Below are 16631 nucleotides of genomic sequence, written 5' to 3' on the forward strand. Positions count from 1 at the left end.
TTTCCTGTCCGCTCTCGGTCCCACCCACCCCCTTTTCGAGCGAACGTACCTTTCGGCGCCTTCAGTGCGCCGAAAGGCACTTTCGCTCAGCCGGTTTCGTCCAATTTCACCCATCTCGACCTCGCGAACACCTGCGGCCGGGGACGTGACTGCGCCAATCTGTAGTGCGCACGCAGGTCCTCGATCACGCGATCAGGGTCCGTTCGCAGTGCACTGGGCACCGTCGGCAACACGATGATTCCCGCATTCTGCATACGCGTCCGACGCTCCACCGTGCGCTTGTAGTCCGTCGGCGCGGCATGCCATTCCAAGGAGTCGATGTCCCACGCGAAGGCAACCGAATCGATCCATCCGTCCGGAACTGCGATGAAGTCCCCGTTGGCATCCCGGATCTCATGGTTGAACAACATTTCCGGCAGCCCGCTCCGCTGCCACAATTTTCGCGCGTGAACCTCCGGAACCGAGTGGACGTTCGCGTTCACTTCGCGCAACACGACCCGAGGTAGCGCGGAACCCCGACTGCTACCCGCTTCGAGTTCCTTCGCAAGTTCGCGCACCGAGACATCGCCGCGCTGAACAGCCTCAGCGATGAGCGCCCGTGTGGGATCGAGCGCCTTGTACCGCCTCGCAGCGTCGAGTAACGCTCGCGGCAGCGGAGCACAGCGCAGACCGTTCCGAATCTCCGGCTCGGGCAGTCGAACAGTGCGCTCCACCGTGACGAACCCAACCGATTGAACTCGACGGTCGATGGGGATGAGCACCTGCACATCCCCCGAGTGCGTTCGATATCCGTACTCCGACATGGCTGATCGCCCGGTCAGCAGGGAATCGTCACCGCTCAACATGAGCGCAGCGATCGAGCGTTGACGTGGCGTCGGTTGACCGTTTCTGAGCAGAATGACCCCCGGCAATATGCGCTGCCACGGTCCACCTACCCGACACCGGGTGTGCACTGCGGAGTTGGACACGCCCAATCGCGCCAACTCCGCCGTTCGGATCACTCCGCTTCGACTGACGCGGTAAATCGCGTCCAGATCATCGCCCCACGTTCCTCGCCGCATGGTTGCAGCATGACTCGAGCATCAGCGCGGGCCCCGGCGGCGAACTGGGGTTTCGGTGCGCCTGTGGATAACTTTGGGCGAGCGAAAGGTACGTTCAGCGCCTCAGATGCGCTGAACGTGCCGTTCGCTCGAAAAAAGGGGGGTACCGCTCGAAAAAAAAGGGGGTGCCCCGCTCAACCACCCACCGCGGCCGCGAGCTCTCGCACATGGTCGGCGTCGCGGCAGGTCACCAGCAGCATCGTGACTCCGGCTTCCTCCCAACGCTTCACGTCTGCGCGCACCTCGTCGACGTTGCCGATGATCATGGTCTCGGTGACCATCTCGTCGGGGACGACGGCAGCAGCTTCGTCCTTGCGGCCCGACATGAAGAGGCGACCGATCTCGTCGACCTCCTTCTCGTAGCCCATCCGCTTGTAGACCTGCGCGTGAAAGTTCAACTCCGGGGCGCCCATTCCGCCCACGTAGAGGGCGGTCATCGGCTTGAGAGCGGCGATGGCAGCGGCGCGATCGTCAGTCACGATGACCTGGCACGTGGCGGCCACCTCGAAGTCTTCGCGACTGCGACGGGCCCCGGCGCGCGCGAACCCTTCGTCGAGCCACTTGTTGTACATCGGGGCCAGGCGCGGGGTGTAGTAGATCGCCAGCCAGCCGTCGGCGATTTCACCGGCGAGCGCGACGTTCTTCGGCCCTTCGGCGCCGAGCCAGATCGGGATGTCCGCACGCAGCGGGTGCGTAATGGGCTTGAGCGGCTTGCCAAGTCCCGAACTACCCGGTCCCGCATACGGCAGAGGGTAGTGGGGACCGGGACTGGTGACGGGCGCTTCACGGGCGAGGACCTGGCGCACGATCGAGACGTATTCGCGGGTGCGCGCGAGCGGCTTCTCGAACGGCTGGCCGTACCAACCTTCGACGACCTGCGGTCCGGATACGCCGAGCCCGAGGATCGTTCGCCCACCGTTGAGGTGATCGAGAGTGAGCGCGTGCATGGCACAGCTGGTCGGTGTTCGCGCCGAAATCTGTACGACGGAGGTGCCGAGACGGACGTTCTCGGTGCGCGATCCCCACCAGGCGAGCGGGGTGAAAGCGTCCGAGCCCCACGACTCCGCTGCGAAGACCGCGTCGAATCCCGCGCCTTCCGCGGCCTCGATCAGTTCCGGGGCGTTTGCCGGCGGCTGTGCGCCCCAGTATCCGAGTTGCAACCCAAGCTTCATCGCAGGCCTCCACATTGCCGGTGATCAGAAGTGACTCTTGCCACAATCTCTAGAACCTGTTCTACTCGATCTTGTGACCATCGGAAAGAGCGGGGTGGCCGACAAGCCCCTGAGCGCACCATTGAATCTCCATTTCGACTACACCAGATCGACGGGACCGACCATCGGCGCGTTCGTGACTGCCCTGCGTGATCGCAAGGTGATCGGCGCACGCGGGTCGAACGGTCGTGTCTTCGTGCCGCCACCGGAATTCGATCCGGACACGGCCGAACCACTGACCGACTTCGTCGGAGTCTCCGACGGCGGAACGGTCGTGAGTTGGACGTGGATGCCCGAACCCATCGAGGGTCAACCACTGACGAAGCCTTTCGCGTGGGCCCTGATCAAGCTCGACGGCGCGGACACGTCCATGCTCCACGCAGTCGACGTCGACTCCCCCGACGACATCAGCACCGGCCTGCGGGTCCGTGCTCGCTGGGCGTCGGAGCGGATCGGGCAGATCAAGGACATCGAGTGCTTCGAACCAGGTGAGAGCGAAAATGGAATCGCGACAGTCGATTCCACCGCCGATCCTGTCACCATGATCACGACGCCTGTCGACCTGCACTTCATGCATTCCGCTTCGGCCGAGGAGAGTTTCTACCTCCGCGGTCTCGCAGAAGGCAAGCTCATCGGTGGTCGCAGCGGACCCGAAGACAAGATCTACATCCCACCGCGCGGCGCGAATCCCACCAACGGGAAGCCGACGAGCGAGCAGATCGAACTGCCGGACAAGGGAATTGTCACCACCTTCTGCATCGTCAACGTCCCGTTCCTCGGGCAGCGAATCAAACCGCCCTACGTGGCCGCCTACGTGCTTCTCGACGGGGCTGACATTCCGTTCCTGCACTTGATTCTCGAATGTGATGCCGCGGACGTACGGATGGGCATGCGCGTCGAAGCCAAGTGGAAGCCTCGCGAAGAGTGGGGTTACACCCTCGAGAACATCGAATACTTCCGGCCGACAGGTGAACCCGACGCCGAGTACTCCACCTTCCAACACCACCTGTGAGGCTCCTGAAATGACTTCTGCAGACATAGCAGTCGTGGGCTTTGCTCAGGCACCCCACGTCCGCGAAACCAACGGCACCACCAACGGCGTCGAGATGCTCGTCCCGTGCTTCCAGCAGCTCTACAGCGATCTGGGAATCACCAAGTCAGACATCGGCTTCTGGTGCTCCGGATCTTCCGACTACCTGGCCGGACGAGCGTTCTCCTTCATCTCGGCCATCGACTCCATCGGAGCGGTCCCGCCGATCAACGAATCTCACGTCGAGATGGACGCTGCGTGGGCCTTCTACGAAGCGTGGATCAAGATCTTGACCGGTGAGGTCGAGACCGCGCTGGTGTACGGATTCGGCAAGTCCTCCGCCGGGCACCTGCGCAAGATCCTGTCCATGCAGCTCGATCCGTACCTCGTCACTCCGCTGTGGCCGGACTCCGTCTCGATCGCCGGACTTCAAGCCCGACTCGGACTCGACGCGGGTAAGTGGACGCACGAGGACATGGCGGAGGTTGCCGCTCGTAGCCGTCGTCACGCGCTGAGCAATCCGAAGGCTCAGCTCGCAGGCGAGGTCGACATCGAGGCCCTTCTCGCCAGCCCCTTCCTCGCAGATCCGTTGCGCGCACACGATTGTGCGCCCATCACCGACGGCGCGGCAGCAATCGTCCTGGCCTCGGGTAACCGCGCCCGCGATCTCTGCGAGCGGCCGGCGTGGATCACCGGACTCGAGCATCGCATCGACTCCCCCAACCTGGGTGCACGTGACCTGACCACCTCACCGTCCACTACGTCGGCAGCCAAGGCGGCAACGGGCGGCGAGGTCGGCAACATCGACGTCGCCGAACTGCACGCACCGTTCACTCACCAGGAATTGATCTTGAAGGAAGCGATCGGCCTGACCGACGCCACCACGATCAATCCGTCCGGCGGTCCGCTCAGCGGCAACCCACTGTTCGCCGGTGGTCTGGAACGAATCGGCCACGCCGCCAAGGCAATCTTCGACGGCCAGGCGAATCGCGCTCTGGCCCATGCAACAAGCGGCCCTGTGCTGCAGCAGAACCTGGTAGCAGTCTTGGAGGGACGGAACTGATGGCCGGAACGCCTCAACTCGCGGCCGTGCTCGGCACCGGCCAAACTCACTACGTCGCAAAGCGTCACGATGTCTCGATGGCGGGCTTGGTTCGTGAAGCCATCGACGCCGCGATGCTCGACGCCAACGTCGGCTGGGACGACATCGACGCCGTCGTCATCGGAAAGGCCCCCGACCTGTTCGAGGGTTCGATGATGCCCGAACTCGCCATGTCGGATGCTCTGGGCGCAAACGGAAAGCCGTTGCTGCGTGTTCACACTGCCGGATCGGTGGGCGGTTCGACGGCTATCGTCGCCTCCAGCCTGGTCAAATCCGGTGTCCACAAGCGGGTTCTGACGGTTTCCTGGGAGAAGCAGTCCGAGTCGAACGCCATGTGGGCGCTGTCCGTACCGGTTCCGTTCAACATGCCCGTCGGCGCCGGTGCCGGTGGATACTTCGCCCCGCACGTCCGTTCGTACATTCGTCGATCGGGCGCACCGGAGCACATCGGCTACCTCGTCGCGGTGAAGGATCGGCTCAACGGCAGCCTCAATCCGTATGCGCACTTGCGGCAGCCGGATATCACTCTCGAATCGGTACAGGCATCTCAGATGCTCTGGGATCCGATCCGCTACGACGAGACCTGCCCGTCCTCGGACGGCGCGTGCGCTCTGGTGATCGGCAACGAGGAAGCGGCCGCACAGGTCGAGGCCGAGGGTCGTTCGGTCGCGGGGATCCACGCGACGGCGATGCGCACCGAGCCGACCTTCTATGCCGGACGCGATCAGGTCAATCCGCAGGCCGGCCGCGACGCTGCAGCAGCACTGTGGAAGTCAGCGGGAATCACCGATCCGCTCAACGAGATCGACTGCGCCGAAATCTATGTCCCGTTCTCGTGGTTCGAGCCGATGTGGCTCGAGAACCTCGGCTTCGCGGAGGAAGGCCAGGGCTGGAAGCTCACCGAGGCGGGTGAAACCGCGATCGGCGGCAAGCTCCCGGTCAATGCCTCGGGCGGTGTTCTCTCCTCCAACCCGATCGGCGCCTCGGGCATGATCCGTTTTGCCGAGTCGGCGATGCAGGTCATGCACCGCGCCGGCGATCACCAGGTGGCCGATGCTCGCAAGGCGCTCGGCCATGCCTACGGCGGTGGCTCGCAGTACTTCTCGATGTGGGTCGTCGGCTCCGAACGTCCCACCACGTAAGCAGCAGCACACACGCCGATCAGGAAGAGGCCGAAGATGAAGTACACCGTCGGGGTTGCCATGAACCCCTTGGACCAGTTAGCCGGTATCGCCAAAACTGCCGAGGAATGCGGCTTTTCGTCGATCGCTCTCCCCGATTCACTGTTCTTCATGGAAACGCAGGCGGCGGATTACCCGTACACCCCGGACGGGTCTCGGATGTGGAATGCCGAGACCCCCTGGGTCGATCCGCTCATCGCCGCGGCTGCAATGGGCGCGGTGACCGAGAAGATCGAGTTCTACACCCAGGTGCTCAAGCTGGGTAGCCGCAATCCCGTCCTGCTCGCGCGGCAGGTCGGTTCCGTGGCGGCATTGACGAACAACCGTTTCGGCTTCGGCGTCGGAATCGGCTGGGCTCCGGAAGAGTTCGAGTGGTGCGGCGCTCCGTACAAGCGTCGGGGCGCACGTGTGGACGAGATGATCGACGTCCTCAAACTGATCCTCGGCGGCGGCATGGTCGAGTATCACGGTGAGTTCTTCGATTTCGATCGCCTGCAGATGAGCCCGGCCCCCACCAAGCCGGTTCCGTTCTACGTCGGCGGCCACACCGAGGTCGCACTCAAGCGTGCTGCGCGAGTCGGCGACGGTTGGACCTCGGCGATGATCAAGTTCGACGACCTGGTGGGTGTGATCGCACGACTACGCGAACTGCGCGCCGAGTACGGCCGCGAGAACGAGCCATTCGAAATCCAGACGGTGTGCATCGACCGTTTCGGCAAGGACGGTTACGCAGAGCTCGAAGATGCCGGCGTCACGGACATCATCACCGTGCCTTGGGTTTTCGACGGAATCGGATTCGATGCCCCGCTGGAGGCAAAGCAGGATTCGATGCGCAAATTCGCCGAGCAGTACATCAACTGAGGAGTCGCGATGACTGACGAACACCCCGCCCGCGTCGCGGGTAACGCTTCGCGCGCCGCAGCGAGTGGCAAGAACAAGGAAGCCTGGCTGGACCTCTTCGCCGAGGACGGTTGGGTGGAGGATCCGGTCGGGCCTTCGGGCTTCGATCCCGAAGGCAAAGGCCATCACGGGCGCGAAGCGATCTCCAAGTTCTACGACATGACGATCGCGAACGCGGACAAGCTCGAATTTCTGATCGACGATTCACTGGTGTGCGGCAACGAGAACGTCAACATCGGCAAGATCCGGACCACCATCGGCGGCTCGATCATCGACGCCGAGGGCGTGTTCGTCTATCGCGTGAACGACGACGGCAAGATCGCGTCGCTTCGAGCATTCTGGGAAGTGGACCGTGCGATGAAGACGGCACGCAAAGCCTGAGAACCCACAGTACGAGCGCGGGGCCCCGGTCATCGACCGGGGCCGCGCTCGTCGTATTCGAATCAGCCTGTCGTACTTGCACCGAGAACCTCGAAATGGTTTCCTGGTTCCCAACGTCGCGTGTCGATGACGGACTGCGTCAGGCATGGAGGCGTCGTACCGCAAGGGGTCACTCATGACCATTTCGTTCAATCACACCATCATCGCCGCAAAAGACCGACAAGAGTCTGCGTGGTTCTTCACTCACATGTTCGGTCTTCCAGGCCCAGTCGAAGCCGGCTACTTTCTCGGCGTTGAACTCGAGCACGGCGTGACGTTGGACTTCGCACAGGTGGAAGAAGGCGCCGAGGTTGCGTCTCAGCACTATGCCTTCCTCGTCTCCGAGGATGACTTCGACGGCATCTACCAGCGGATACAGGCGTTGAAACTGGATCACTGGGCCGATCCGCGCCAGTCGAGTACCGGCTTCAACACCAACGACGGTGGGCGTGGGGTCTACTTCCTCGACCCGTCGGGACATTTCCTGGAAGCCATCACCAAACCGTACGGCGGCTGAATTGGAGATTGAACTACAAACGGCGGCGCCTACGGGAGATGAGGGATCCCGCAGACGCCGCCGCAGTTCCAGGTTGCCAACAAGTGGCTTCCCGGAACGTCTACTGTAGTTCTGCGTGTTCGAGAGTGCAGAGGCAACTCCCGAAAACCTACACAGAACCTACTCGCCGGTTACCAGGTCAGTATATGTCCGGATCAGTGTTTGACCGGGCAGCCCGATGTCTTGTAATCAACCTGAAACTCTTTGATGCCGTTGAGCCAGCCCGAGCGAAGGCGTCGGGGATCCCCGAGCCTGGTGATGTCGGGTAGGTGATCGGCGATCGCATTGAAGATCAGATCGATTTCCAGACGGGCCAAGTTGGCGCCGATGCAGTAGTGCGCACCGGTGCCGCCGAATCCGAGGTGCGGATTGGGGTCACGCATGATGTCGAACTTCGTCGGGTTCTCGAAGACGTCCTCGTCGAAGTTGGCCGACGCGTACATCATCACGACGCGATCGCCCTTCTTGATCTTCTGTCCGCCGAGTTCGGTGTCTTCGAGCGCGGTGCGCTGGAAGGAAGTCACCGGGGTCGCCCAACGAACGATCTCGTCGGCCGCCGTCTTGGGGCGTTCCTTCTTGTACAGCTCCCACTGGTCGGGATTGTCGAGGAAGGCAACCATGCCGTGTGTGATGGCATTGCGAGTGGTCTCGTTACCCGCGACCGCAAGCAGGATCACGAAGAAGCCGAATTCCTCTGGGGAGAGCTCATTTCCGTCGATGTCAGCTTCGATGAGCTTGGTGACGATGTCATCGGCGGGACACTTCTTGCGCTGATCCGCCATCTGGTACGCGTATCCCAGAATCTCCATCGACGCTGCCTGCGGGTCGATGTCGAACTCGGGATCGTCGTACGACGTCATCTGGTTGGACCAGTCGAAGAGCTTCATTCGATCTTCCTGCGGCACACCGAGAAGCTCGGCGATTGCCTGCAGCGGAAGTTCGGACGCGACCTGAACCACGAAGTCACCGGCACCGCCGGCAGCCGCGGTCGTGACGATCTTTTCGGCACGCTCGGTCAGTTCCTCGCGCAGGCTGTTGATGGCGCGCGGGGTGAATCCACGAGATACCAGCTTGCGCAGCTTGGTGTGCTCCGGAGCGTCCTTGTTGATGAGAATGAATCGCTGCATCTCGACGTTCTCGCGCGGGATGTCGTCGGCGAAGCGAGGAATCGCAGTGTTCTCGTGGGTCGAGAAGATGTCGCTTCGCTGCGAGACCTCCTTGACCTCTTCATGACGGGTGACCACCCAGAAGCCCTCGTCCTGGAATCCACCGATTTCCGGAGGCTGCGGATTCCACCACACGGGGGCCGTCTTCCGGAGTTCGGCGAACTCCTCGAACGGCATGCGTTCCGCGTAGATGTCGGGGTCCGTGAAGTCGATTCCCTCGGGGAATGCGGGCTGTGCCACTGATGTCTCCTGCCCTAAGCCTTTTCATCACAGGGGTGATGGGGATCCGTGATGTGTAACACGTTCTACTCTCATTGAAACACAAGCCTGCTTACTAGGAAAGGAAACGTCGGCAGGTCTTGCTTCCCGCAGAGAACCTGTTCTACTTTTTCATTACAAGGAAAGGAGCCCGCTGTGGGCACACCAGTAATCGTCGAGGCTGTCCGTACACCGATCGGCAAGCGCGGAGGTTGGCTCGCCGGTCTGCACGCCGCCGAGATCCTCGGAGCTGCACAAAAGGGAGTTCTCGACCGGTCGGGAATCGACCCGTTGCTGATCGAGCAGGTGATCGGCGGCTGCGTCACCCAGGCCGGCGCTCAGTCCAACAACATCACGCGCACGGCCTGGCTGCACGCCGGACTTCCGTGGCAGACCGGCGCAACCACCGTGGACTGCCAGTGCGGTTCGGCCCAGCAGGCGAACCATCTGATCGCCGGTCTGATCGCCACCGGCGCCATCGACGCCGGTATCGCCTGCGGCATCGAAGCCATGAGCCAGGTTCCCCTCGGCGCCAACGTCGGCGATCAGGCCGGACCGCGCCGACCCGCGACGTGGGACATCGACATGCCCAACCAGTTCGAAGCTGCAGAACGCATCGCGCGTCGACGCGGACTGACCCGCGACGACGTCGAAGCCCTCGGCGTCCGCTCGCAGGCGCTGGCCAAGCAGGCTTGGGAGGAAGGACGTTTCGACCGCGAGGTTCTCGAACTCTCGGCACCCCAGGTCGACAAGGAAGGAAACCTCACGGGCGAGACCAAGGTCGTCAATCGCGATCAGGGCCTGCGCGATACGACGGCGGAGTCCCTTGCCCGACTGAAGCCCGTCCTCGAAGGCGGGATTCACACGGCCGGAACGTCTTCCCAGATCTCCGACGGCGCGGCCGCAGTCCTGCTCATGGACGAGGACAAGGCTCGCGCGCTCGGATTGAAGCCGCGCGCCCGCATCATCGCCCAGGCGCTGGTCGGCTCGGAACCGGAATTCCACCTCGACGGACCGGTGCAGGCAACCAGCCGTGTCCTGGAGAAGAGCGGAATGAAGATCGGCGACCTCGATCTGTTCGAGATCAACGAAGCATTCGCATCCGTCGCACTGTCCTGGGCTCAGGTTCACGAACCTGACTTCGACAACGTCAATGTCAACGGCGGCGCGCTCGCTCTGGGCCATCCGGTCGGCAGCACGGGATCTCGCCTGATCACCACCGCACTGCACGAACTCGAGCGTCGCAACGGCTCGACTGCTCTGATCACGATGTGCGCCGGCGGCGCACTGGCCACCGGAACCATCATCGAGCGTATCTGAGATGACTACTCCCCCAGCTAAACCCAAGGGACTCGACGCTCCGGCGACGGTCAAGATCATCAAGTGGATGTCGAAGGCAAACGTCGCCATGTATCGCGCCACCGACGGGCGGCTGGGTAGCAAGTGGCGGGTCGGCAGCGCGTTCCCTCGCGGGCTGCCGATCTGCCTGCTGACCACCACCGGTCGCAAATCCGGCGAGGAGCGGATCAGTCCGTTGCTGTTCCTCGAGGACGGCGAGAACGTGATTCTGGTGGCGTCGCAAGGCGGTCTTCCGAAGAACCCGATGTGGTACCTCAACATCAAGGCAGACCCGGTGGTGACGGTGCAGATCAAGTGTCGGATCCGCTCGATGAAAGCCCGCGTCGCGGCCGAGGACGAGCGCGCTCGGCTGTGGCCGATGTTGAGGGCGATGTATCCGGATTTCGACAACTATCAGGCCTGGACCGACCGGGTCATTCCCGTCATCGTGTGCGAGCCACTGAAGAGTTAAACGAACTGTTTACAACAAAATGTTTACATTGACCCGGGTTCGTGCCACCCTGGGTTCATGACCGATGACCAGTTCAGACCGATCGATTCCGGCCGCGAACGCGCACATCGCGAATACGCCGGACTCTTTCGAATCAGCGAGCGCCACGGCGCGACCCCAAGCCAGCGCGCGCGGCAATCTCATCCGGAGATGCTCGAGCCCTACGGCGCGGTGCGCGTCGTGGCTCGTCTTGCGGGTGGCACCGACACACCGCAGCCGAACGAACCCGAGGTCGACGATGCCGACGTCATGGCCGCGTTGACTCTGATCCCCAAGGCCCGAGCCGAAATGGAACAGCTGGAAGCACTGTTCCTCGGGATTGCCCGCGAACGGGGCATGACCTGGCAGGACATCGCTTTCGGGCTGGGACTCGGAAGCACTCAAGCCGCCCGCCAGCGCTACGAACGGCTCGTTCGCCGCACCGGAGGCTGAACGCGTGCCATAACCGGCGAGTTGGAGCACTATTGACTCGTACGGTCCGCACGGCGTTTCGACAGAGCCTCGAACACAGCAAGGAGTCGCATATATGACGACGCATATTCAAGATCAAATCCTGGACCGACGCGAGATCACCTCAGCCCTCGTGCGTGCGCTGGAGCGTCGCCACGAGGTGCTGGACGCAGTGGTCGACAGCAAGGACCACCAGGAGGCACTGACCACCGTCGCGGAACTCCTCGGCACGTCGGAAGCAAATGCCGAAGCAGTTCTGAGCCTCAAGTTCAGCGCACTGACCAAGGCAGCGCGCGATCGCATCCAGGGCGAGCTGGAGAATCTCGACGCCACTCTCGAATGGACGACGCTCGATCGTCCCGCGAGCAGCGGGCAGAACTTCACCCTACGTCCGTTCAGCGACAGCGCAGAAGACAAGGCACTGTTCACGATTCGCTCGGCCGAGCAGCTCGGCGAAGACGGCAAGCCGTGGAGCGAGGATCGGATCGAAGCCGAGCGCGTCGGCGGTCTCGGTCGGATCGACGACGAGAGCGCTGCCTGGTTCGTCGCCGAGGACGTCTCCGGTGACGGCCCGAAGAGCGTCGGCCTGGTATTCGGCGAACTCGACGGCCAAGAGGTGAACGTGGCGATCTGGATCGCGCCGGAATCTCGCAAGAAGGGCTACGGCACCGCCTGCGTGAAGCATTCGCGGCGCGAACTCGCAGCTGAGTTCCCCGGCACCGTGTTGGTGGTTCGGGCGCCCGCGTAGGCGGCACGCCGCCTGTGAGTGGTTGAGGAGTTCCTGCACTCCTTAACCACTCACAGGGCCGGAGGCCCTACGCCCCGTACACCGGCGTCGGAATCTCCGCCTTCTCCAACAGCGTTGCCACGACGGGCCCGATCTCCTTCGGGTCCCAGCGATCTCCCTTGTCCTCGCTCGGGCCGTGACGCCAGCCCTCCGCGACGGTGATCTTTCCGCCCTCTACCTCGAACACCCGGCCCGTGACGTCCTTGGACTCGGCGCTACCGAGCCAGACGACCAGCGGCGAGATGTTCTCGGGAGCCATGGCGTCGAAGCCCTCTTCCGGAGCTGCCATCGCTTCTGCCATCGCCCCGCCCGCGCCGACAGTCATGCGTGTGCGCGCAGCAGGCGCGATCGCGTTGACACTGACTCCGTAATTCTTGAGCTCGGCGGCGGCCTGGATGGTCATCTCGGCGATGCCGGCCTTGGCCGCGGCGTAGTTGCCCTGGCCGATCGAACCCTGCAGTCCTGCACCCGAACTGGTGTTGATGATGCGTGCGTCGACGGTCTTGCCTGCCTTGGCCTCGGCGCGCCAGTAGGCAGCAGCGTGACGGAGCGGCGCGAAGTGCCCCTTGAGGTGCACGCGAATCACCGCGTCCCACTCGCCTTCGCTCATGCCGACCAGCATGCGGTCCCGCAGGAAGCCTGCGTTGTTCACGAGTACGTCCAGGCCACCGAAGGTGTCGATCGCGGTCTTGATCAGATTCTCGGCGCCCGCCCAGTCGGCGACGTCGTCTCCGTTGACCACTGCTTGGCCACCGGCGGCGATGATCTCCGCGACAACCTGCTCGGCCGGACTCTCACCGGTCGCGGAACCGTCGGCACCCGCACCGATGTCGTTGACGACGACCTTGGCGCCCTCGGCAGCAAATGCCAATGCATGCGCACGTCCGATACCGCGGCCAGCCCCGGTGATGATGACTACGCGTCCGTCGACCAATCCACTCATATTTGTCTCCTAATGCACTCTGCTCGGGCTTGTCGGCTCCGCTTGTGTGCTAACTTACCAAGCAATCGCTTGGTTTGGTACACAGACGTAAGGAATCCCGATATGGGCATCAGCACCTCCTCCGACGGAACCGGCATCACCACGGTCACCATCGACTACGCGCCGGTCAATGCAATCCCGTCCAAGGGATGGTTCGAGCTTGCCGACGCCATCCTCGACGCGGGCAAGGATCTCAACACTCACGTAGTGATCCTGCGAGCCGAGGGACGCGGATTCAACGCCGGCGTCGACATCAAGGAGATGCAGGCCACCGAGGGATTCGACGCGCTGGTCGCCGCCAACCGCGGTTGCGCCGCGGCCTTCGCGGCCGTCTACGACTGTGCTGTACCCGTCGTCGTGGCCGTCAACGGATTCTGTGTCGGCGGCGGCATCGGACTTGTCGGCAACGCGGACGTGATCGTCGCTTCCGACGACGCGATCTTCTCCCTCCCCGAGGTCGACCGCGGCGCACTCGGCGCTGCCACACACCTGTCGAGGCTGGTGCCACAGCACATGATGCGCACGCTCTACTACACCGCACAGAGCGTCGACGCGCACACACTCAAGCAGTTCGGCAGCGTCTACGACGTGGTCCCACGCGAGAAGCTCGACGAGTGCGCTCGCGAGATCGCCGCGAAGATCGCCGCCAAGGACACCCGCATCATCCGGTGCGCCAAGGAAGCCATCAACGGCATCGACCCGGTGGACGTCAAGGGCAGCTACCGCCTCGAGCAGGGCTACACCTTCGAACTCAACCTCCTCGGCGTGTCCGACGAACACCGCGACGAGTTCGTCGCCACCGGCAAGCCGCGCGAGAACGCAACCCAGAAGGAAGGCTGAGACAAACATGGCTAGCAAGCGTGACAAGACGAAGTCGCTCGACGAGGTAGTCGGCGAACTCCGCAGCGGAATGACTATCGGCTTGGGCGGCTGGGGATCTCGCCGCAAGCCGATGGCCTTCGTTCGTGCGATTCTGCGTTCGGACATCAAGGACCTGACCGTGGTCACTTACGGCGGACCGGATCTCGGACTGCTGTGCTCGGCCGGCAAGGTCAAGAAGGCGTACTACGGTTTCGTGTCCCTCGACTCCGCGCCGTTCTACGACCCGTGGTTTGCCAAGGCACGCACCGCCGGTGAGATCGAAGTCCGCGAGATGGACGAGGGCATGGTCAAGTGCGGCCTCGAAGCAGCTGCCGCTCGCCTTCCCTTCCTCCCGATCCGCGCCGGCCTGGGTTCGGACGTCCGCAACTTCTGGGGCGACGAACTCAAGACCGTCACCTCCCCGTACCCCGAGGCCGACGGCCGCTCCGAGACCTTGATCGCGATGCCTGCACTCAACCTCGATGCGTCCTTCGTTCACCTCAATCTCGGTGACAAGCACGGCAATGCCGCGTACAACGGTGTCGACCCGTACTTCGACGACCTGTACTGCATGGCCGCCGAAAAGCGTTACGTCTCCGTCGAACGCATTGTCGAGACCGAGGAACTGGTCAAATCCGTTCCACTGCAGAACCTTCTGCTCAACCGCATGATGGTTGACGCCGTCGTCGAGGCACCCAATGGTGCGCACTTCACGTTGGCCGGCGAAAGCTACGGCCGCGACGAGAAGTTCCAGCGTCACTACGCCGAGTCCGCCAAGACCCCCGAGTCGTGGCAGGCGTTCGTCGACACCTTCCTCTCCGGCAGCGAAGAGGACTACCAAGCCGCAGTAAAGAAGTTTGCCGATTCATCAAAGGCAGGGGAGCAGGCAAAATGAGCGAATCCACCGTCACCCGCGCAGAGTACGTTGTTCTCGCTTGCGCTGAAATCTTCTCCGGTGCAGGCGAAATCATGGCCAGCCCGATGTCGACGTCGTCCACCATCGGCGCTCGCCTGGCTCGACTCACCACCGAACCCGACCTGCTGATCACCGATGGTGAAGCCCTCATTCTCGAGGACACTCCGGCCGTCGGAACGAAGGGCCCCGTCGAAGGATGGATGCCGTTCCGCAAGGTGTTCGACGTCGTCGCTTCCGGCCGTCGCCACGTTGTCATGGGCGCCAATCAGCTCGATCGCCACGGCAACCAGAACCTCTCCGCCTTCGGCCCGCTTCAGCAGCCGACGCGTCAGATGTTCGGTGTGCGCGGCGCCCCGGGTAACACCATCAACCACGCGACGAGCTACTTCGTCCCCAAGCACTCCAAGCGAGTGTTCGTCGACAAGGTCGACGTGGTGTGCGGTGTCGGCTACGACCAGATCGATCCCGAGAACCCGGCTTACAAGTACCTGAACATCCCCCGCGTTGTCACCAACCTCGGTGTCTTCGACTTCGGCGGACCAGGAAACACCTTCCGCGCGTTGAGCCTTCACCCCGGCGTCACCGCCGAAGAGGTAGCCGAGAACACCTCGTTCGAGGTTGCCGGACTCGCCGAGGCCGGTATCACCCGTGACCCCACCGCCGAAGAACTTCACCTCATCCGCGAAACCCTCGATCCGCGCAACCTCCGGGACCGTGAGGTCTCGGCATGACCCCCACCCTGAAGACCGCGCTGACCGAACTGGTCGGTGTCGAGTACCCGATCGTGCAGACGGGTATGGGCTGGGTTTCCGGTCCCGCCCTCACGTCGGCAACGGCTAACGCCGGTGGTCTCGGCATCCTGGCTTCGGCCACGATGACGTACGACGAGCTCGAGCACGCGATCAAGAAGACGAAGCAGCTCACGGACAAGCCGTTCGGCGTCAACATGCGTGCCGACGCCACTGACGCCCCGCAACGCGCGGATCTGCTGATCCGTGAAGGCGTCAAGGTCGCGTCGTTTGCGTTGGCTCCCAAGAAGGAACTGATCGCCAAGCTCAAGGACCACGGCATCGTCGTCGTGCCCTCGATCGGTGCCGCGAAGCACGCGGTCAAGGTTGCATCCTGGGGCGCGGACGCCGTCATCGTCCAAGGCGGCGAAGGTGGTGGCCATACCGGCGGTGTGGCCACGACATTGCTTCTCCCCTCGGTTCTCGACGCGGTCGATATTCCGGTCATCGCCGGTGGCGGATTCTTCGACGGCCGCGGGCTGGCTGCCGCACTGGCGTACGGCGCTGCCGGTGTCGCGATGGGAACGCGATTCCTTCTCACCAGCGACTCTTCGGTGCCCGATTCCGTCAAACAGGAGTATCTCAAGCGCGGACTGACGGATACGACTGTCTCCCGCAAGGTCGACGGCATGCCTCATCGTGTGCTCAACACCGACCTGGTCAACAGCCTCGAAGGTTCCAGCTATGCAACCGGTTTGATCGCCGCGGCCAAGAATGCCACGAAGTTCAAGGCCATGACGGGCATGAAGTGGTCGACCCTCGCCAAGGACGGTCTCGCGATGAAGCGGTCGGGTGACCGCACGCTGATGCAGATCATCATGGCAGCCAACACACCGATGTTGCTCAAGGCCGGACTGGTCGAGGGCAATACGGAAGCCGGCGTGCTTGCCTCGGGTCAGGTTGTCGGAATGATCAACGATCTGCCCAGCTGCAAGGAACTGATCGAGAACATCATGGAGGACGCGGCCAAGCGTATCGACGCGCTTGCGGCTCTTCGCTGACGCAGATTCATCCGAGTGCGTCTCCCCCACTGCGCTTTACGCGGAGTCGGAGGAGGCGCGCTCTTTGCGTTTG

The 16631-nt window shown here is 63.0% G+C and carries 18 protein-coding genes; 14 read left to right on the top strand and 4 right to left on the bottom strand.

Annotated features, from left to right (window positions below; genetic code table 11):
- Nucleotides 1-86: 86 nt before the first annotated feature.
- Both AC1Q61_RS21820 and AC1Q61_RS21825 read right to left on the bottom strand, forming a co-directional pair.
- Nucleotides 87-1061: a hypothetical protein gene (locus AC1Q61_RS21820; protein WP_042920440.1), complete on the bottom strand. Its 975-nt coding sequence runs from the start codon at nucleotides 1059-1061 to the stop codon at nucleotides 87-89.
- Between the two features lie 173 nt (nucleotides 1062-1234).
- Nucleotides 1235-2272: an LLM class F420-dependent oxidoreductase gene (locus AC1Q61_RS21825; protein ID WP_019746980.1), complete on the bottom strand. Its 1038-nt coding sequence runs from the start codon at nucleotides 2270-2272 to the stop codon at nucleotides 1235-1237.
- Nucleotides 2273-2345: 73 nt separating this feature from the next.
- Between AC1Q61_RS21825 and AC1Q61_RS21830 the strand changes: the two genes are divergently transcribed.
- From AC1Q61_RS21830 to AC1Q61_RS21855, 6 genes are all read left to right on the top strand, one after another.
- On the top strand, nucleotides 2346-3323 hold the full coding sequence (locus AC1Q61_RS21830; protein WP_021342921.1) for a Zn-ribbon domain-containing OB-fold protein: 978 nt from the start codon (nucleotides 2346-2348) through the stop codon (nucleotides 3321-3323).
- Between the two features lie 10 nt (nucleotides 3324-3333).
- The gene (locus AC1Q61_RS21835; protein WP_007734273.1) at nucleotides 3334-4404 is read left to right on the top strand and encodes a thiolase family protein; all 1071 of its coding nucleotides are present in this window, start codon (nucleotides 3334-3336) and stop codon (nucleotides 4402-4404) included.
- Complete coding sequence (locus tag AC1Q61_RS21840; protein WP_492654902.1) at nucleotides 4404-5585, top strand: thiolase family protein; 1182 nt, start codon at nucleotides 4404-4406, stop codon at nucleotides 5583-5585. The genes AC1Q61_RS21835 and AC1Q61_RS21840 overlap by 1 nt, the downstream gene beginning before the upstream one ends.
- Nucleotides 5586-5621: 36 nt before the next feature.
- Complete coding sequence (locus AC1Q61_RS21845) at nucleotides 5622-6485, top strand: TIGR03619 family F420-dependent LLM class oxidoreductase (RefSeq protein ID WP_019746978.1); 864 nt, start codon at nucleotides 5622-5624, stop codon at nucleotides 6483-6485.
- Between the two features lie 9 nt (nucleotides 6486-6494).
- On the top strand, nucleotides 6495-6905 hold the full coding sequence (locus AC1Q61_RS21850) for a nuclear transport factor 2 family protein (RefSeq protein WP_007734269.1): 411 nt from the start codon (nucleotides 6495-6497) through the stop codon (nucleotides 6903-6905).
- 175 nt (nucleotides 6906-7080) lie between these two features.
- Nucleotides 7081-7461, top strand: coding sequence for a VOC family protein (locus tag AC1Q61_RS21855; protein ID WP_020906296.1), 381 nt, complete (start codon nucleotides 7081-7083; stop codon nucleotides 7459-7461).
- Between the two features lie 194 nt (nucleotides 7462-7655).
- Here the strand turns inward: AC1Q61_RS21855 and AC1Q61_RS21860 are convergent, their stop codons facing one another.
- Nucleotides 7656-8906: a cytochrome P450 gene (locus AC1Q61_RS21860; protein ID WP_007734267.1), complete on the bottom strand. Its 1251-nt coding sequence runs from the start codon at nucleotides 8904-8906 to the stop codon at nucleotides 7656-7658.
- A 174-nt stretch (nucleotides 8907-9080) separates the two neighbouring features.
- Here AC1Q61_RS21860 and AC1Q61_RS21865 point away from each other — a divergent pair, with 174 nt between their 5' ends.
- The 4 genes from AC1Q61_RS21865 to AC1Q61_RS21880 all read left to right on the top strand — a co-directional run bounded on the left by AC1Q61_RS21865 (nucleotide 9081) and on the right by AC1Q61_RS21880 (nucleotide 11971).
- Nucleotides 9081-10244 (top strand): steroid 3-ketoacyl-CoA thiolase, encoded by a 1164-nt coding sequence (locus AC1Q61_RS21865; protein ID WP_003945509.1) that lies wholly within the window; start codon nucleotides 9081-9083, stop codon nucleotides 10242-10244.
- A gap of 1 nt (nucleotide 10245) precedes the next feature.
- On the top strand, nucleotides 10246-10734 hold the full coding sequence (locus AC1Q61_RS21870; protein WP_136471320.1) for a nitroreductase family deazaflavin-dependent oxidoreductase: 489 nt from the start codon (nucleotides 10246-10248) through the stop codon (nucleotides 10732-10734).
- Nucleotides 10735-10791: 57 nt separating this feature from the next.
- Nucleotides 10792-11205, top strand: coding sequence for a hypothetical protein (locus AC1Q61_RS21875; RefSeq protein WP_007734258.1), 414 nt, complete (start codon nucleotides 10792-10794; stop codon nucleotides 11203-11205).
- 94 nt (nucleotides 11206-11299) lie between these two features.
- A complete protein-coding gene (locus AC1Q61_RS21880; RefSeq protein ID WP_003945460.1) occupies nucleotides 11300-11971 on the top strand; it encodes a GNAT family N-acetyltransferase in 672 nt (223 codons plus the stop codon).
- Between the two features lie 67 nt (nucleotides 11972-12038).
- Here AC1Q61_RS21880 and AC1Q61_RS21885 read toward each other — a convergent pair whose 3' ends face one another.
- Nucleotides 12039-12953, bottom strand: a complete 915-nt coding sequence (locus tag AC1Q61_RS21885) for an SDR family oxidoreductase (protein WP_003945561.1) — start codon at nucleotides 12951-12953, stop codon at nucleotides 12039-12041.
- 102 nt (nucleotides 12954-13055) lie between these two features.
- On the opposite strand from AC1Q61_RS21885, the gene echA20 reads away from it, so the two are divergent.
- Genes echA20 through AC1Q61_RS21905 form a run of 4 tightly spaced genes read left to right on the top strand, consistent with a single transcriptional unit; the run spans nucleotide 13056 to nucleotide 16558 of the window.
- A complete protein-coding gene (gene echA20 / locus AC1Q61_RS21890; RefSeq protein ID WP_003945611.1) occupies nucleotides 13056-13832 on the top strand; it encodes a (7aS)-7a-methyl-1,5-dioxo-2,3,5,6,7,7a-hexahydro-1H-indene-carboxyl-CoA hydrolase in 777 nt (258 codons plus the stop codon).
- A 7-nt stretch (nucleotides 13833-13839) separates the two neighbouring features.
- Nucleotides 13840-14748: a cholesterol ring-cleaving hydrolase subunit IpdA gene (gene ipdA, locus AC1Q61_RS21895; protein ID WP_003945662.1), complete on the top strand. Its 909-nt coding sequence runs from the start codon at nucleotides 13840-13842 to the stop codon at nucleotides 14746-14748.
- The gene (locus AC1Q61_RS21900) at nucleotides 14745-15500 is read left to right on the top strand and encodes a CoA-transferase subunit beta (RefSeq protein ID WP_003945796.1); all 756 of its coding nucleotides are present in this window, start codon (nucleotides 14745-14747) and stop codon (nucleotides 15498-15500) included. Before ipdA ends, AC1Q61_RS21900 begins: the two co-directional genes overlap by 4 nt.
- The gene (locus AC1Q61_RS21905) at nucleotides 15497-16558 is read left to right on the top strand and encodes an NAD(P)H-dependent flavin oxidoreductase (protein WP_019746967.1); all 1062 of its coding nucleotides are present in this window, start codon (nucleotides 15497-15499) and stop codon (nucleotides 16556-16558) included. The genes AC1Q61_RS21900 and AC1Q61_RS21905 overlap by 4 nt, the downstream gene beginning before the upstream one ends.
- The last annotated feature ends 73 nt before the right edge of the window (nucleotides 16559-16631 follow it).

The sequence above is a fragment of the Rhodococcus sp. MPR-R1B genome (genome assembly GCF_058793255.1).

Excerpts from the sequence above, each read along its gene's own strand:
- AC1Q61_RS21870 (WP_136471320.1), top strand. The coding sequence starts at position 10,246 with ATGACTACTCCCCCAGCTAAACCCAAGGGACTCGACGCTCCGGCGACG.
- ipdA (WP_003945662.1), top strand. The coding sequence starts at position 13,840 with ATGGCTAGCAAGCGTGACAAGACGAAGTCGCTCGACGAGGTAGTCGGC.
- AC1Q61_RS21880 (WP_003945460.1), top strand. The coding sequence starts at position 11,300 with ATGACGACGCATATTCAAGATCAAATCCTGGACCGACGCGAGATCACC.
- AC1Q61_RS21900 (WP_003945796.1), top strand. The coding sequence starts at position 14,745 with ATGAGCGAATCCACCGTCACCCGCGCAGAGTACGTTGTTCTCGCTTGC.
- echA20 (WP_003945611.1), top strand. The coding sequence starts at position 13,056 with ATGGGCATCAGCACCTCCTCCGACGGAACCGGCATCACCACGGTCACC.
- AC1Q61_RS21840 (WP_492654902.1), top strand. The coding sequence starts at position 4,404 with ATGGCCGGAACGCCTCAACTCGCGGCCGTGCTCGGCACCGGCCAAACT.
- AC1Q61_RS21850 (WP_007734269.1), top strand. The coding sequence starts at position 6,495 with ATGACTGACGAACACCCCGCCCGCGTCGCGGGTAACGCTTCGCGCGCC.
- AC1Q61_RS21855 (WP_020906296.1), top strand. The coding sequence starts at position 7,081 with ATGACCATTTCGTTCAATCACACCATCATCGCCGCAAAAGACCGACAA.
- AC1Q61_RS21845 (WP_019746978.1), top strand. The coding sequence starts at position 5,622 with ATGAAGTACACCGTCGGGGTTGCCATGAACCCCTTGGACCAGTTAGCC.
- AC1Q61_RS21905 (WP_019746967.1), top strand. The coding sequence starts at position 15,497 with ATGACCCCCACCCTGAAGACCGCGCTGACCGAACTGGTCGGTGTCGAG.
- AC1Q61_RS21835 (WP_007734273.1), top strand. The coding sequence starts at position 3,334 with ATGACTTCTGCAGACATAGCAGTCGTGGGCTTTGCTCAGGCACCCCAC.
- AC1Q61_RS21820 (WP_042920440.1), bottom strand. The coding sequence starts at position 1,061 with ATGCGGCGAGGAACGTGGGGCGATGATCTGGACGCGATTTACCGCGTC.
- AC1Q61_RS21875 (WP_007734258.1), top strand. The coding sequence starts at position 10,792 with ATGACCGATGACCAGTTCAGACCGATCGATTCCGGCCGCGAACGCGCA.
- AC1Q61_RS21885 (WP_003945561.1), bottom strand. The coding sequence starts at position 12,953 with ATGAGTGGATTGGTCGACGGACGCGTAGTCATCATCACCGGGGCTGGC.
- AC1Q61_RS21825 (WP_019746980.1), bottom strand. The coding sequence starts at position 2,272 with ATGAAGCTTGGGTTGCAACTCGGATACTGGGGCGCACAGCCGCCGGCA.